General features: G+C 59.0%; 15 protein-coding genes and 1 riboswitch. Of the genes, 4 read left to right on the plus strand and 11 right to left on the minus strand.

Features of this window, described 5'->3' with window-relative positions; translation table 11 throughout:
- Positions 1–20 precede the first annotated feature (20 nt).
- Positions 21–476: a PaaI family thioesterase gene (locus tag EL217_RS05850; protein ID WP_023017518.1), complete on the plus strand. Its 456-nt coding sequence runs from the start codon at positions 21–23 to the stop codon at positions 474–476.
- Here EL217_RS05850 and corA read toward each other — a convergent pair.
- On the minus strand, positions 473–1546 hold the full coding sequence (gene corA / locus EL217_RS05855) for a magnesium/cobalt transporter CorA (protein WP_005279244.1): 1074 nt from the start codon (positions 1544–1546) through the stop codon (positions 473–475). The genes EL217_RS05850 and corA overlap by 4 nt on opposite strands.
- Positions 1547–1662: 116 nt before the next feature.
- On the opposite strand from corA, the gene EL217_RS05860 reads away from it, so the two are divergent.
- Complete coding sequence (locus EL217_RS05860) at positions 1663–2265, plus strand: class I SAM-dependent methyltransferase (RefSeq protein WP_126319020.1); 603 nt, start codon at positions 1663–1665, stop codon at positions 2263–2265.
- A gap of 4 nt (positions 2266–2269) precedes the next feature.
- On the opposite strand, the gene EL217_RS05865 is transcribed toward EL217_RS05860, so the two are convergent.
- The 4 genes from EL217_RS05865 to EL217_RS05880 all read right to left on the minus strand — a co-directional run bounded on the left by EL217_RS05865 (position 2270) and on the right by EL217_RS05880 (position 6786).
- The gene (locus EL217_RS05865) at positions 2270–3805 is read right to left on the minus strand and encodes a bifunctional hydroxymethylpyrimidine kinase/phosphomethylpyrimidine kinase (RefSeq protein WP_126319022.1); all 1536 of its coding nucleotides are present in this window, start codon (positions 3803–3805) and stop codon (positions 2270–2272) included.
- Positions 3798–4427: a thiamine phosphate synthase gene (gene thiE, locus EL217_RS05870; protein ID WP_126319023.1), complete on the minus strand. Its 630-nt coding sequence runs from the start codon at positions 4425–4427 to the stop codon at positions 3798–3800. Before thiE ends, EL217_RS05865 begins: the two co-directional genes overlap by 8 nt.
- A complete protein-coding gene (gene thiM / locus EL217_RS05875) occupies positions 4424–5248 on the minus strand; it encodes a hydroxyethylthiazole kinase (RefSeq protein WP_126319025.1) in 825 nt (274 codons plus the stop codon). The genes thiE and thiM overlap by 4 nt, the downstream gene beginning before the upstream one ends.
- Positions 5236–5331: riboswitch (TPP riboswitch) on the minus strand. Its footprint overlaps the gene before it by 13 nt.
- A gap of 102 nt (positions 5332–5433) precedes the next feature.
- Complete coding sequence (locus tag EL217_RS05880) at positions 5434–6786, minus strand: NAD(P)/FAD-dependent oxidoreductase (RefSeq protein ID WP_023030756.1); 1353 nt, start codon at positions 6784–6786, stop codon at positions 5434–5436.
- Positions 6787–6990: 204 nt separating this feature from the next.
- On the opposite strand from EL217_RS05880, the gene EL217_RS05885 reads away from it, so the two are divergent.
- Entirely contained in the window at positions 6991–8304 is a 1314-nt protein-coding gene (locus EL217_RS05885; RefSeq protein ID WP_126319027.1) for a class I SAM-dependent methyltransferase, read from the plus strand.
- Between the two features lie 15 nt (positions 8305–8319).
- Here the strand turns inward: EL217_RS05885 and EL217_RS05890 are convergent, their stop codons facing one another.
- From EL217_RS05890 to EL217_RS05900, 3 genes are all read right to left on the minus strand, one after another.
- A complete protein-coding gene (locus EL217_RS05890) occupies positions 8320–9225 on the minus strand; it encodes a Dyp-type peroxidase (protein WP_126319029.1) in 906 nt (301 codons plus the stop codon).
- 813 nt (positions 9226–10038) lie between these two features.
- Complete coding sequence (locus tag EL217_RS05895) at positions 10039–10740, minus strand: YceI family protein (RefSeq protein ID WP_023028807.1); 702 nt, start codon at positions 10738–10740, stop codon at positions 10039–10041.
- 3 nt (positions 10741–10743) lie between these two features.
- Entirely contained in the window at positions 10744–11085 is a 342-nt protein-coding gene (locus EL217_RS05900; protein ID WP_081443662.1) for a hypothetical protein, read from the minus strand.
- Between the two features lie 127 nt (positions 11086–11212).
- Here EL217_RS05900 and EL217_RS05905 point away from each other — a divergent pair, with 127 nt between their 5' ends.
- Entirely contained in the window at positions 11213–11590 is a 378-nt protein-coding gene (locus EL217_RS05905) for an RNA polymerase-binding protein RbpA (protein ID WP_005279221.1), read from the plus strand.
- 78 nt (positions 11591–11668) lie between these two features.
- Here EL217_RS05905 and EL217_RS05910 read toward each other — a convergent pair whose 3' ends face one another.
- From EL217_RS05910 to EL217_RS05920, 3 genes are read right to left on the minus strand one after another with little or no spacing between them, the layout of a single operon-like run.
- Positions 11669–12568, minus strand: coding sequence for a polyprenol monophosphomannose synthase (locus EL217_RS05910; protein WP_023017507.1), 900 nt, complete (start codon positions 12566–12568; stop codon positions 11669–11671).
- A gap of 14 nt (positions 12569–12582) precedes the next feature.
- Complete coding sequence (lnt, locus tag EL217_RS05915; RefSeq protein ID WP_302521098.1) at positions 12583–14064, minus strand: apolipoprotein N-acyltransferase; 1482 nt, start codon at positions 14062–14064, stop codon at positions 12583–12585.
- 36 nt (positions 14065–14100) lie between these two features.
- The gene (locus EL217_RS05920) at positions 14101–14703 is read right to left on the minus strand and encodes an FxsA family protein (RefSeq protein ID WP_023028810.1); all 603 of its coding nucleotides are present in this window, start codon (positions 14701–14703) and stop codon (positions 14101–14103) included.
- Between the last annotated feature and the right edge of the window lie 17 nt (positions 14704–14720).

Below are 14720 nucleotides of genomic sequence, written 5' to 3' on the forward strand. Positions count from 1 at the left end.
GGCGGTTAAGCTTGAAGACTATGTCAGATACCCAGATACTCAATGACTTGCTTCATACCGCGCACACGCGCCTGCTCAACGAGGAGGAACTGGAGAAACTAAATTCGGTCAACGGCGGGCTTGCCGAGTTCATCGGCCTTACCTTCGACCGCGTTGGCCCAACCGAGGCCCGCGCGCGCCTTACCGTGACTCCTCAGCATCACCAGCCGTGGGGCGTGGCCAATGGCGGTCTTTATTGCACCATCGCGGAATCGGTGGCGTCTATCGCCAGCGTCGCGGCTGCCGATGCCCCGGCGATGGGCGTCAATAACTCCACGGACTTCATCAAGGCGACAGGCGAGGGCGAGCTAGAAGCGGTGGCCACCCCCATTCAATTGGGCACGCGGACCCACGTATGGAGCGTAGAAATGCGCCAAGGAGACACCCTAGTTGCACGCACCACGCTGCGCACCATGATTATGGATAAGCGCAGCTAGAGCCAGTGGTTCTTCCGGAACCACGCCCACAGGCCGCCAACGACAGCGACCATGATGATGATTGCCATGGGATAGCCAAAGGCCCAGTGAAGCTCCGGCATGATATCGAAGTTCATGCCGTAAATACCGGCGACGAGGGTCGGCGCGGCCCACATTCCGACGACCGCGGAGATCGTGCGCATATCCGAGTTTTGCTGCATGGTGACCTTGGCCACCGAGGCATCGATAAGCGAGGTCAGGCGTTCATCGAAGCTGGCGACCAAATCATTGACCACGAGCTCGTGGTCATAGACATCGCGCAGGTAGGACCGGATCTGCTTAGAGATGAGATCCTTGTGATCCGAGACCATTGCCTTTAGCGCCGCAGAAAGCGGATAAATGGCGTGCTTCATCTCCAAGACTTCGCGCTTGAACATATAAATGCGGTCAACATCGAATTTCAGGTTCGGGGTAAAGATTTCCTCTTCGAGTTCATCGACTTCATCGCTAATCAGGCGGGCGACCTCGGAGTAGCGGTCCACCATCATGTCCAGGATCTTCCAGGCCATGGCGACGGGGCCGAGCTCCACCAGGTCCTGCTCGTCTTCGACCGTGTACGCCAAGTTAGGCAGCTTCGCACCGTGGCGAACGGTGATGATGAAGTTAGAGCCCATAATCATCTGGATTTCGCCCGTGGAAATAATCTGGCGCTTATCTTTCACCTCATCGTGGTCGCGGTAATTCACTGAGCGCGCCACCACAAAGAGCTGGTCATCGTAGCGCTCCAGCTTTGGGCGCTGGTGGGCCATGACGGCGTCTTCCACGATGAGCTCGTGGATGCCAAATTGCGAAGCGATCTTCGTCATCTGAGATTCATATGGCTCATGCAAACCCACCCAGACAAACCCGCGGCCATATTCCGCCACGGTTTCCAGAGCGGAATGCGCGGAATACTCGCCGGGCAGGGCCTCACCATCGACGAAGACGCGGCAGTGCTCAATGGCGCGCTCCGCGGGAACCGGCGGGAAGGAGGGCTGACTAGGAGGCGTGGATTTCTTTCGGCCCCTAAAGGGCGTGGGTACGGACGGCATCGTTTCAGCCTCCTTTGCACGGTAGTGCGGATAGTAACGCAATCAAGTAGTAAAACGGGCCACGTTTTACGCAGCGGGTAAAGCTTACACCGACGGTGGGTAATATAATCGAATCTATGCCAACGTGGAAAGAAGTTACCGAAGCCAATCCCGCCCACTCCCATAATTTCGCCCGCAAATGGAAGATGCTTGAGGCGCAGGGCAAAGACATTCATGGGGAGGCCCGGCTTGTCGATGCCATGGTGGAGCGCAATTCCACCATCCTCGACGCCGGCTGCGGAACCGGCCGCGTCGGCGGGGAATTGCTGCGCCGCGGTCACAGCGTGGTGGGCATCGACGTGGACCCCATTTTGATCGAGCACGCCGAACATGACTTCCCGGACGGCGAGTGGTTCGTTGGGGACCTGTGCACGGAAGAGGTTCCTGAAGGCCCCTTTGACCTCGCCGTTTCTGCGGGAAACGTCATGGGCTTTTTGGCCGTGGACGGCCGCGAGGAAGCCCTGCGAAATATTTTTAACTCGCTGACCCCCGGCGGGCGCTTCGTCACCGGCTTCGGGGAAGGCCGCGGATGGGAATTCCAGGACTTCCTCGATATGGCGCAGAAGGTGGGCTACCGCGTTGACTTCACGTTCTCTTCTTGGGACATGAAGCTATTTTCGGAGCATTCCACTTTCTTGGTCGCCGTGCTATCTAGGCCTGGCGCGGACCTCTTGGCCTAAGGCCTTAAAAGCGCCGATCCGCTTGGTCGAAGAAATCGACCTCGTGGATGCTGGCGCTGATAAAGGCGCGCTCGGCGCGGGTCCGAGTGGCCTCATCCGCCTTCTCCAAGGTTTCCTCCACAATCTTGATGCTCTCGCGTACCCCGGCGAGGAAATCTTCGCCGCCGTAGACCTCCAACCAGGCATGGTAGGGGTGATCGGGCGAATCGAATTCCGCCAGGTGCAAGCCCACCTCTGCATACAGCCAGTAGCAGGGAAGTACGGCCGCGATGCCGACGGCATAATCATCCGTGTGCGTGCTGCGGATGAGGAAATCCGTGTAGGCGCTGGTCACCCGCGATGGGGCCGTGGTGGCCGAATCCTTCAACCACCCGCGGTGCAGTTCAGCCTCTTCCGCGAGGCATTCATAGGCGCCTTGCGCCCAGTGCAATTGCTGTGCGGTATCTGGCGCTTGGCTGGCCAGGCGGGCCAGGGCCTTCGAGTAGGACGCCAAGTATTGCGAATCCTGATCGAGGTAGAAGCTGAAAGCATCGTTGGCAAGTGCACCGGAACCCAGCTTCTGAATAAAGGGGAGTGCCTTTACCTGCTCCCAGTGCTCTGCCGCGATATTCCACAGGCGCTGCGTGTACGGGCCTGCGGGCGCGACGCGCGGCTGGTCTGGATTTTCTACCTCGTCCAAAGGCCCAGCCAGGTGAGGAAGCGGTACCGAGGATGCAGCCCGCATCAAGCGCTGCGAGCGGTGCAGGTGGTCCACCGGGCCGCTGCCCTTGCCGACGGCCAGCGCATCCGCATTGGCAATCGCCTCGTGCAGCCAGTCCGTGGACCATTCGAGGGCGGTTGCGGCATCATCGCCGGCACCGAGCCGCGTTGCGAGGGCAGAGGAGAGGGAGCAGCCAGTGCCGTGGGTATTCTTGGTCTGCACTCGGGCCGATTCCACGCGGTGCACCTTGCCATCGGGGGTGACCACGGCGTTATCGGCAATCGCCGAATCAAGGTGCCCACCCTTGACGATGACCGCCGTATCCGCCTCCGCGGCCCATGCCTTAGCCACCTCGATGGCACGGTCCAGGTCCGTGGCTTCCTCCGTCTGCGTGAGTACAGCCAGCTCCTTGAGGTTGGGTGTGATGACATCAGCGCGGGAACACAGCTCGCGCACCGCCTTTTCCGCCTCAGGCTCCAAGAGGCGGTCGCCACTGGTGGCCACCATGACCGGGTCCAAGACCACGGGGACGGACGGGTCGATCTGGTCGAGGAAGGTGGATACGAGGTCGGTGATGGGGGCATCGGCAAGCATGCCGATTTTGATGGCGTCGATGTCTACGTCCTCGCGGACGGAGTCCAGCTGCTCCTGGAGGAAGTCCAGCGGCGGGACGTGGACGCTGCGCACACCCTGGGTGTTTTGGGCCACCAGCGCGGTGACCACGTTCATTCCATATCCGCCCGCGGCGGCGATGGACTTCAAATCAGCCTGGATGCCGGCTCCGCCCGTAGGGTCGGTTCCAGCAATCGAGAGAATTCGGGGATAGGTTCCTTTAGCCACGGTAGGCCTCCTTTAGATTGTGTGCGGCAGCTGCCGGGTCATCGGCAGCCATGATGTCGCTGACCACGCAGATCCCTGCGAAATCGCTTCCTGATAGTTCGTGGGCATTGTGTGCTTTGATGCCACCGATGGCAACGGACTCGATGCCGCGTTCGCGCGCCGCGGTGGCAAGGTGCCTAGCGGCCTCGGCGCCGATTCCCGCGGGTGCATTCTTCTTGGTCGCCGTCGAGTGAACTGGGCCGATGCCAATGACATCGGGGGCCTCCTGCGGGGCAATGGCGTCCAGCTCTTCCCGCGTGCCCACCGAAAGCCCGATGAACTTATCAGGGCCGAGCAGCGCGCGGGCCTGGGAAAAGTCCATATCGTCTTGGCCAATGTGCAGGTGGCAGCCCACCTTGGCCGCTACCTCGACGCGGTCATTGATAAAGAGCGGTACGTCGCCCAAGACCTTCATGAGCTCGCGGGCGGTAGCCTCGACTTCCTCGTCACTGGCCTCCTTATCGCGCAATTGCACGACGGTAGCCCCACCACGCACCGCCTCTTGCACGATGGGTATGACCTTGTCCCGCCCGCCGGCGAGCTTAGGATCGGTGATGAGATACAGCGTCCAATCGATGCTCATGCTAGCCCCGCAACGTCCGCGACCTCGGAGGCAGAGATGCGCTCTTCGATGGCGTCAGTGGTGAGCTCATGCAGCGCATCGAGCCAGGCAACCGCAAAGGAGCCAGGTGCCGTGGATGTCTCAGCGGCAACGCTGCCCGCGGCCCCTACATGCGCATGCGCGGCGACGATAGCCGCGAATGGATCCTCCCACGCTGCTAGGTAAGCCGCGCAGATAGCGCCAAGCGAACACCCAGTGCCGATGACGTTTTGCAGCATCGGGTGCCCAGACTCGAGGCTTACCGCACGCGGCCTTTCGCCTGCCTGAACGATGAGATCCGTGGGGCCAGATAAGCCAATAACGGCCCCGGTTTCGCGGGAAAGTTTGAGCGCTGGTTCCAGCGCCGCCTCCACGCCATCGGTGGACTCCACGCCGCGCCCGCCGGCTCCGGTTCCTGCCAAGGCGATGATCTCGGAGGCGTTGCCGCGAATCGCCGTCGGGCGCTGCGGCAAGACTTCATGCATAAATTCGGTGCGCTTTTCCAGCCCACCCGCACCGACGGGGTCAAGGACCCACGGGTTTCCGGCCGCGGTCGCACCGGCGATGGCCTCGCGCATGCCGGCGTATTGCTCGGAATTCGGGGTTCCGCAATTGATGAGCACGCCGCTGGCGATCTTCGCAAAATCTTGCGACTCATCTGGAGTATCTACCATTGCTGGGCTGGCGCCGATGGCCAAAAGCGCATTGGCAGAAATATTGCTGACGACCTTATTGGTCAAGCACTGAATAAGTGGAGCGGTTTCGCGCACCGCATCGTGGGCACGCAGAAATGATAAGTCCACAACAATCCCTTCGCTAGTTCTAACTAAGTGCAGGTTCGATGGGTTTTTCTCAGCCACGGTGCGTGGCACCCCATGTTGTAATGCCCAAGCCTAACAAAAATGGGAAAATAGGAACGAAAACCACAAAAGCCGCCGCCCACAGCCCCTAGGTCGGGAGTAGGACGGCGGCTCGTGCCAAGGAGAACTTAGTTCTTTTCTTCTTCTGCCTCGTCGATGAGGTTGCGGGCGATGCGCTGCTGGGTAGTAATCTCCAGGTTGCCGCGGTTGCGGGAGAGGATATTAGCTGCCCAGTTGACCAATACGGCCAAGCGGCTGCGCAGGCCAATGACGTAGGTCAGGTGCAGGGCCAACCAAGCCAACCAGCCTGGGAAGCCGGAGAACTCGGTCTTGCCCAGCTTCACGACGGCATTGAAGCGGGTCACGATGGCCATGGAGCCCTTGTCGAAGTACTCGAAAGGTTCCTTTTCATCGGCGGTGGATTCCTCGTCCACCTTGGTCTCGATGAGCTTGGCGACGTGCTCGCCGCCCTGGATGGCCACCTGCGCCAAGCCCGGCAGGCGGTTCAGAGACATCATGTCACCGATGATGTAGACGTTGTTGAAGTCACCAACCGTCATGTCATCGTTGACGGAGACGCGGCCGGCGCGGTCAGCCTCGACGCCGGCCTGGTCAGCGACCATCTTGCCCAGCGGGGAAGCGGCAACACCGGCGGACCAGATCTTGGTCGCGCCCTCGAGGGTGACCTCTTCATCGGTCTTCATGTTCTTGTAGGTCACGGAGTCTTCGTTGACATCGGTGACCATGGCGTTCAGGCGAACGTTGACGCCTTCCTTCTCCAGGGTGCGCTGGGCACGGCGTCCGAGGCGCTTGCCAAACGGCGGGAGTACCTGTGGCGCGCCGTCAAGCAGGTAAATCTTGGCGGCGGAGGTGCCGTAGGTGGAATAGACATCGCTTAGCGTGCGGTTAGCCAACTCCGCGATCTGGCCGGTGAGCTCCACACCGGTCGGGCCGGCGCCAACGATGATGAAGGTGAGGAGGCGCTCGCGCTCTGCGGGGTCATCGGTAAGCTCAGCCTTTTCGAAGGCCGAAATGATGCGGGAACGCAGCTCCAAGGCATCATCCAGGGTCTTCATGCCTGGGGCAAACTCCGCAAAGTGGTCATTGCCAAAGTACGACTGGCTGGAACCAGCGGCGACGACGAGGGAGTCATAGGAGTAGGTGCGCGAAAAGTCATCGAGCTCGGCCGTAACCGTCTGGTCCTCCAGGTTAATGTCGGTCACGTTGCCGTTGACAAAGTCCACATTATCCTGGTTGCGCAGCAGCTGTCGGGTCGAGGGAGCAACCTCACCTGCGGAAATCATGCCGGTTGCCACCTGGTAGAGCATCGGCTGGAACAGGTGGTGGTTTTTCTTATCGATGAGGGTGATCTCAACATCGGCGTTCTTCAACTTCTTCACAGTGTTAAGACCGCCGAATCCACCGCCAACCACGACAACGTGGTGACGGCTTCCGTTTGGACGATAAGGGGTATCAGTCATGGAATTAATGCGACCTTCCACGAGAAAGCTTAATTTAAGTACCCGTATAGTGTAAACGCTCGTCATATAACGTGCATACTTGATACCCATTTACATGCGTTTCGGGTTTACTTTCCTGCGGAGCGTCTTGACCGAAACCGCTCAGAAACTGGCTAAAATAAGCCCACACCGTGACCCCTTGCACCCAGGAGCGCTCCCCAAACCATGAGTTTTTCCACCCCCGAGCATTTACGCTCCATCGACGCGGAGGCATGGCCCAATATCGCGACCGTGCCATCGCAGCGCTGGGCGACGCTAAAATCCCGCCGGGCCGAGGCGGAATTTGCCAAGGCCTGCGATAATGCCGGCTTGGAACTGGAACTCGATGCAGCGGGCGGCCCCGATTTAAAGGTGGGCCACGATGCGCTCTTCGAGCGGATCGCCGCTACCGGATGGTTGGGCTTTGCCGAAAGCTACATGGCAGGCGAGTGGACCGTCGAATCCTCCGCCCAATTGGTAAAGGTTTTGGGCAAGCTCCTGCAGGTGGGATACCTCCCCAAGCCGCAGGGAGTAAGCGTCCGCGATTCCGAGCCAGGGGAGCTGCCGCTCGATCTGGTGCGCCTCTATGCCGGCGATGGCCTCAGCCACGTCGGCGGGATTTTCTCCAGCGGCGTGCCGACGACGATCCGGGAAACGGTCGAAAGCTTTAGCCCAAAGGCCGGCGGCAGGGAGCCGAAGAGCCACTTTGTCGATGTCACCACGGTCAGCGAGCCCACCAACGTGGACCGGGATGACTTGGGTGAGGCGCAGCGCAGGGCGACAGATTGGCTCCTCGATGCCACCCGCACCGGCGCCGGTACCCACCTTCTGGTCTATCCCGCTGCCGGGATGCAGGCCGCGATACGCGCTACCAAACGCCGCGCCACAGTCGACGTCCTGACCAGCGATGTCGAACAAATCACCCAGATGCGCGAGGCGCTTGTCTTTGCCGGAACGGAAGATTCTATCCACGTAGAGCGGATTCCGGATTCCGTTCCGAGCCCCAAGCAGTGGCGCGGGCACTACGACGCGATTATCAGCGTGGAAAAATTCGAGCAATTGAGCCCGCGCGAGCGCAAGGCCTATATCCGAGTCCTCGATCGCTTCCTTACCGCAAACGGGCGGGCGGCTTTTCAAACCATCGTGGCCACCGAATCCATGTCGGATGCTGCCCGAGCATCGTTGCAGGCCATGCGGGCCTATATTTGGCCAGGCCTCGACTACCCGCTGACTATGGATGTGCACCGGCTCGTGGATAAGAACTCTCACCTGCGCATCGTGTCCGAGACGCACGTGGGCAGCCACTATATTGAGTCCCTGCGCCAGCAGCGATCCTTTTTTGATGGGCACCTTCGCGAGGCCGCCGCTGCCGGCTTTGATCCGGTTTTCCGCAGGTTATGGACCTTCCAATTCGCACTTCGCGAGGCGCTCATGACGCTCGGGATGATCGATTCCGTCCAATTTGGCCTAACCCACCGCAATCGCGGCGGGCGCCGTTAGGATTTTTATTGCTTTTTAGTGCGGAAGCTCGTCGAATTCGTCTAGCAGGTCAACGCTCGGGACGAAAAAGTTCGTACCGGTCAGGGCCGTGGAGAAGTCCAGGATCCGGTCGTAATTTCCCTCAGGATCGCCGATAAACATATTGTGCAAACGTTCGTTGATATCTTCTGGGTCCTTCGCATATCCGATGAAGTACGTGCCCATCTCACCTGCGGCAAAGGAACCGAAGACCATGTTCTCGCGGTAGATATCCTCCTCAAGGTCATTGAGGGCCACGTGGGAATTGGAGGGCTGCGCATCCTCATCGAGCTCCACGTCATCGGCCTTGGTGCGCCCGATAACGCGTTCTTGCTCTTCGGTGCTGATGCCGCTCCACTTATCTAGGTCATGGGTGTACTTTTGCACGGTGACGTAGGAGCCGCGGGGATAATCGGCGTCATCGGCAAGCAGCACCGTCTCTAAAGCTTCCTCGGGGAGGGGATTGGCGGTGCCATCCACAAAGCCCAGGAGATCGCGCTGGTCCAGGTACTTGAAGCCTTGGGTCTCATCGACCACGGTGGCGGCATCGCCCAGCTGGCGCAGGACCTGGCGCGCCATCTCGTGGCAAAGGTCATACGTATTCGCGCGGAAATGCAGCAGGATATCGCCGGGCGTAGAGGGAGCCTTGTACGTACCCTCCAGCGGCTCGAACTCCTTGAGCTTGTCCGGGCGGGGAGCGCTGGTAAGGCGCGGCCACATAGACGCGCCGATGCCGACGACCGTATAAAGCTCGCCCTCATTGTGGCGGAAATTGACGGACTTGAAGGTATCGCCAAATGCGGAGAGCATGTCCCGAGTGGCTTGCTCGCCGCCTTCCGCAATGTCCAAGACCAGGAACAGGGCGGCGCGGGAAGGCTTTTTAACAACGCGTTGAATAGTCATGAGCTCCAGCATATGTGTTGGCTTTCGGCGGTGCACGTTTGGTGTATGTGGTGCTGTGGGTGGGATTTGATGCGGGATGTGGATGCTTTGATGCGTTTTGACAAATAGAGGGCCAGTTTAGGGCTTTTGGAGGGCACTATTTGTCAATTTGGAACATACTGCGCTGTGAGTGGCTTGAACATTCTTGACTGACAGGCCTCGGCACGATGGGAGGGACTTTCACGGATCTAAAATGACATAATGTACATTATCGGACAATTGTGGAGATCTGCAGGTTAAGCAGCGGGCGGCCTGAGCGTGTTTGGATTGTGCGCGATCCTGACTGCCGTGTTCGCGGTTCGGTCCGGAGCTTTGACCACCCTCTTTGTTTTGGATGCGGTGTGCTAAGGCTTGCAGGTTCCGTGATTAAGCTGGCCCAGACTTGGCCGAGTCGCCTTTGAGCGCCTGAGGCGAGCCGGCCTTTCGAATCCGCTTGGGCTTGCCTAGGGTGTCCGGCGAACCTCCCGACGGTCCAACCGCCCGATTGTGTGTACGGGCGCCGATCGCGGGACTTTCCTGCCGCTGCGTTAAGGCACTTATACCCTGACATTTAGTCACAGTGACGTTAATCAAAGGGGTGAAGCCTTGGTCCTCTATTGGTTTTTATAGGCACTCCATAGCTGCCAGATGGTTAATACCGCCAGCAATGCTGCAACCGCAGTGACAATCCACATCTGTTGGACCGCGACGAAAACCGAGAAAGCTATGACGACTACGAGGCGGAACCACAGTACGGAAATTAAGCGTCGAGAATTCACGATGTAGTCCTAATTCTTAGTCCTTATTCAAGGAGATGCGCAGGTTGATCTCGCCGTCCTCGGCGACCTTGGCTGCCAGCATGTCTGGCGTCTCCACGTTGTAGTCCAGGCGGTTGATCGGCACATCGCCGCCAATGACTATATCGTCGCCGTCGCGCAGGACATCGAACTCATGGGTGATTTCCTGCGTCTTGTCCTTGATCGTGAGGTCACCGGTGAGCTTAACGGAGCCGATGGTGCCGTCTTCGGGGACATCGGCAAGCGAGGCGGGCTTGGTAAGTGTGAAAGAAGACTCTGGGAAGTCTGAGGTCTTAAAGAGCTTGGACTTCATGTTTTGGTCGCGGACCTTCTTGTCCGTGGTCAGCGCATCCATATTCACCGTGATGGTGGCGGATTCCAGCGTGGAATCGGAAATCTCCGCCTGGCCGGTGACCTCCGTGGTCGATCCGGAGGTGGACGTCCTTTCCGCCGGTAGAACCTCGTCGAAGGTAAAGCCCACCGAGGTGTGGTTATCGGCGCGCCCCTTGGCCACGGACCAGGAACCGTCGAGCGGCGTTGAGGCTGCCTTGGCGCCATCGGCAGTCACGGGCTCCGTCTTGACGCCGCCGCTTTTGAAAAGCGAGTACACAATCGGGCCGATCGCTACGGCGGTAAGCACGAGGATTAAAACCACGAAGATGGAAACGACGAGTTTCCGGTTATAAAAAAGATTTTTCATCTACTATCGAAGTCCTTCTAAACGCCGAGCCAGCGAAATAAGCTCCTCACACAGACTGGAAAGCTCTTCCGCGCTCGCGCCTTCTTCTGCGGCGGTATGAATGTCTTCTGCGGAACACCGCAATTCAAAAAGGCCGTCGCGCAAACCTTGCACTTTATCTGGGCTTAAGATTACTGCATCGGCAGGAATATCCGTGCCACTGACATTGTTTCTTTGTTCATAAGCACGCTGTTTGCACGAGGCGCTGCAAAACTTACGTGGTCGTCCCCTACCGCCTTGGTCAATATCCTTTCCACACCATTGGCAGGAACCGACATTGCTTTCACGACTAGCTGTACGGATCACTCGATACACTTTAGTCCATTAAACGGCGGGCTGGGAACAATACTGCGTGGGTGTTCGTTATAATAAATAGCTCTTAGGCGAAACTATCGCCGTCAATCAGGGATCTCTTTGAAAAGGATGATGTTGCATGGCAGATCGCGTACTCCGTGGCAGCCGTATGGGTGCAGTCAGCTACGAAACTGACCGCGACCACGACCTCGCACCGCGCCAGATGGTGAAATACCGCACGGACGATGGTGAGATTTATGAGGTGCCCTTTGCACATGAGGCAGAAATCCCTGAAGAATGGATGTGCAAGAATGGCAAACTGGGCCACCTCGTAGAGGGTGAAGGCGTGGAAGCTAAGCCCATCAAGCCACCGCGTACCCACTGGGATATGCTGCGGGAGCGTCGCTCCATCGAGGAGCTCGATGAGCTTTTGGAAGAGCGCATTAACCACCTGCGCTCCCGCCGTCGGACCGCTGCTCGCCTCCTCAAGGAGCAGGAACAGCAGAAGAAGTCTTAAAGGCTCAAGCGGAATTAATTTAAGCCCGTACCCTGACTGCCATTTTGGCACGGGGTACGGGCTTAAATGCTGCCTAGATTATTTCTTCTTGGTCAGCTGGCCCACCTGGTGCTTGACCAAGTAGCCCAGCTCATTGGCAAAATTGGTGGCCCAACCTACACCGTTGCGGGCCTTCTGGCCGGCATTGTGAACGGAGCCGTATTTGACCTCGTGGTCCGCCAGCTTGGACACCTCGCCGGCGAAATCCTTCACCTGCTCCGCACGGTGGGCCACTCCCCACTTGGTTACCTCGAAGAGGGAGTCCTTGACAAAGGAGCCATCCAGCTTGGATTCGCCGTACTCGCGCTCGGTGAAGGTGATGGGCACCTCGCGGATATCGTATCCAGCCTTGACCGCGCGGAAGGCCAAGTCCACCTGGAAGATGTAGCCGGCCTTGGACAGCTCATCAAAGTCGATGTCTTCCAAGAGCTCGCGGCGGAAGGCGCGGTAGCCTGCGGTCATATCGGACAGGTCGGTGCCGAGCGCGAAAGAGATGTAGAGGTTGCCCAAGCGGGACAGGTACTCGCGGGATGCCGGCCAGTTGACGGTCTCGCCGCCTGGCACGTAGCGGGAGCCGATGACGAGGTCCGCGCCCTTGTCAATCTCCTCCAGCAGCAAGTGCAGCTGTTCTGGGGCGTGTGAGCCATCAGCATCCATTTCACAAAGGACCTGGTAGTCGCGCTCCAGACCCCATTCAAAGCCAGCGATATAAGCGCCCAAAAGGCCGCCCTTGCCCTCGCGGTGCAGCACGTGAATGTGGTCATCTTCTGCTGCGAAAGCGTCGGCCTTCTCGCCGGTGCCGTCGGGGGAATTATCATCCACAACGAGGATGTGAACCTCTGGCAGCGCCTCGCGGACGCGGCCGGTAATCAAGGGAAGGTTTTCAATCTCGTTATACGTTGGGATGATAACCAGCGTCGCAGAATCAAGAGTGCTCACAGTAATTAATGCTCCTACTTTTCTTTAGCGCCGACACCGCGAGGTGTACGACCCAATCGGTTGGTACGCACGGCAATGAGTGCGCAGACGGTACCAATAATAACCATCAGCCACTGCATGAGCGAACCGTAGCGCACCGAAAACGTTTCACCGGATTTCAGCGGCAGGCTTTCTACCAGTGCCGCGGGCTCAAAGAGCTCCGTGGATTGGCTTACGCTGCCGTCTGGGTGCACGAGTGCGGAGACCCCGGAGGTGGCTGCAACCACGACGGCGCGGTCGGTTTCAAGAGCGCGCAGCCTGCTCATGGCCAGCTGCTGGTACGTCATATCGGAAAAGCCGAACGTTGCGTTATTGGTTGGCGTCGTCAGAATCTTCGCACCGTTTTTGACTGACTCGTGGAAGGCGTTATCGAAGGAGACCTCGTAGCAGGTCGCCACACCTACCGCGACGGAATTCATGGAGACCACACCGGGCCCGTCCCCTGCCTTGAAATCCCCGGCGAGGTCGACGTAGTCCGAGAAATGCGCAAAGAAATCCCGCATGGGCATTGTCTCACCAAACGGCTGCAGATACTTCTTATGGTGGTGATCGCCCACACCATGGCCAGGGGTAAAGACTTGCATGGTATTGCGCGCGCCCACCTCATCGCGGGTGGCGGTACCGACTAGCACTGGAGCGTCAATGGCATCGACGGCCCCGCTAATGGCTTGGGCCGCCTCGCCGTCGCGGAAAGGATCGATATCGGAAGAATTTTCCGGCCAGATCACCAGATCTATATCGTCTTCGCGGCGGGCTAGCTTCTCCGTTTCCTGGACGTGGTTATTCAGCACCGCCCGCCGTTGCCCGGCGAAATCTAAACCGCTGCGCGGCACGTTGCCTTGAATGGCGGCCACCTTGGTCTCGCCAACCTTGGTATCTGCGGGATCGATGCCGCGCCCAGCCGCGAGTCCCGCAATGAGCGGGAGGATGAGCGCGGCGCCAGCGGCCACTTTCACCCGCCCGCCGCGCAGCAACAAGCCGGCCAGGCCGCAGGCGCACAATGCCGTTGCCGCCGTGATCAGCGAGGTCCCACCCCACGGGGCGAGGTTGGCTAGGGGGCCTTCAATTTGCCCCCACGCCAGCTTGACCCAAGGAAAACCGCCAAAGGGAACCGAGGAACGCAGGACCTCAACGGCGAGGTATACGAAGGGAAAGACCAAAAATCCGTATCGCCACCGAGCCACAGCGGCCCCGAAGATGCCTAAAAAGATGGCATAGACCGAAAGCCAGATAGAAAGTGCTGCATAGGGCACGGTCCCTACCAACTCGCCAATCCAGGGCAGGCTCAGCAGGTACAAGACCAACCCGTGCGTCACCGCCAAAAGCGCGCCTACGGATCCGCGCACCTGTCGCCCACGCCACGGCATCAGGCACACATATAACAGGGCGATGCCAATAATCGCGCCCCACCACCAGCCGCGCGGCTCAACGGCGGTAAAGGTCAGCGCACCAGACATGCCCGCTATGACGAGGCGGGCGAAAAATACCGCCACTTATTTTCCACCCTGTGAGTTATCGTCGCCTCCGCGGGGACCGAAGTCATCAGGATCCAGGTTCTCGGACCAGTTGCGCAGCTCTTCCTCATCGATTACCTCGTGGGAGTCGCTCTGACCAGAGGACTGACCAAAGGATTGCCCCGCTGCTTGCCCAAAGGAACCAAAGTTGCCATAGCTATCGTGCTGTTGCGCCATGGGCGATGCCTCGTAAATGCGCACACCCATCCTCTCCACCTTGCGGTAGATGGATACGGCCATAAACTTTCGAAACAGCGACCGCGTTGGGGCGAAGATGAGCAGAATCCCCAGAAAACTGGTCAAGAACCCAGGCAGGGACAGCAACATGCCACCGGCCAAGGTCAAGCCCACGTTGCCGGCGGTTTTTCCTACGTTGTCATCGCGCACGTAGTAGGTCCCGTCACCGGCCTGCTCTACCTGTTTACCCATCAGCCGGCGCACCTCAATGCCGGCGATGGACATGCCAAAGAACATCGTGATGAACAGGGCAATGAGCGCCCAAAAGACGCCAATCCACTCGGCGACGGCCCAGAACGCTAAGGTTTCCGCCAGCATATAGAGGACGAGATATAAAATCGGCATAGCTTCCAGTTTAACGA

The organism is Corynebacterium segmentosum (genome assembly GCF_900637825.1).
Taxonomy (GTDB): domain Bacteria; phylum Actinomycetota; class Actinomycetes; order Mycobacteriales; family Mycobacteriaceae; genus Corynebacterium; species Corynebacterium accolens.

Coding starts and splice junctions, on each gene's coding strand:
- EL217_RS05895 (WP_023028807.1), bottom strand. CDS start 10,740: ATGAAAAATCTTTTTTATAACCGGAAACTCGTCGTTTCCATCTTCGTG.
- EL217_RS05920 (WP_023028810.1), bottom strand. CDS start 14,703: ATGCCGATTTTATATCTCGTCCTCTATATGCTGGCGGAAACCTTAGCG.
- thiE (WP_126319023.1), bottom strand. CDS start 4,427: ATGAGCATCGATTGGACGCTGTATCTCATCACCGATCCTAAGCTCGCC.
- EL217_RS05860 (WP_126319020.1), top strand. CDS start 1,663: ATGCCAACGTGGAAAGAAGTTACCGAAGCCAATCCCGCCCACTCCCAT.
- EL217_RS05890 (WP_126319029.1), bottom strand. CDS start 9,225: ATGACTATTCAACGCGTTGTTAAAAAGCCTTCCCGCGCCGCCCTGTTC.
- EL217_RS05885 (WP_126319027.1), top strand. CDS start 6,991: ATGAGTTTTTCCACCCCCGAGCATTTACGCTCCATCGACGCGGAGGCA.
- corA (WP_005279244.1), bottom strand. CDS start 1,546: ATGCCGTCCGTACCCACGCCCTTTAGGGGCCGAAAGAAATCCACGCCT.
- EL217_RS05880 (WP_023030756.1), bottom strand. CDS start 6,786: ATGACTGATACCCCTTATCGTCCAAACGGAAGCCGTCACCACGTTGTC.
- EL217_RS05850 (WP_023017518.1), top strand. CDS start 21: ATGTCAGATACCCAGATACTCAATGACTTGCTTCATACCGCGCACACG.
- EL217_RS05905 (WP_005279221.1), top strand. CDS start 11,213: ATGGCAGATCGCGTACTCCGTGGCAGCCGTATGGGTGCAGTCAGCTAC.
- lnt (WP_302521098.1), bottom strand. CDS start 14,064: ATGTCTGGTGCGCTGACCTTTACCGCCGTTGAGCCGCGCGGCTGGTGG.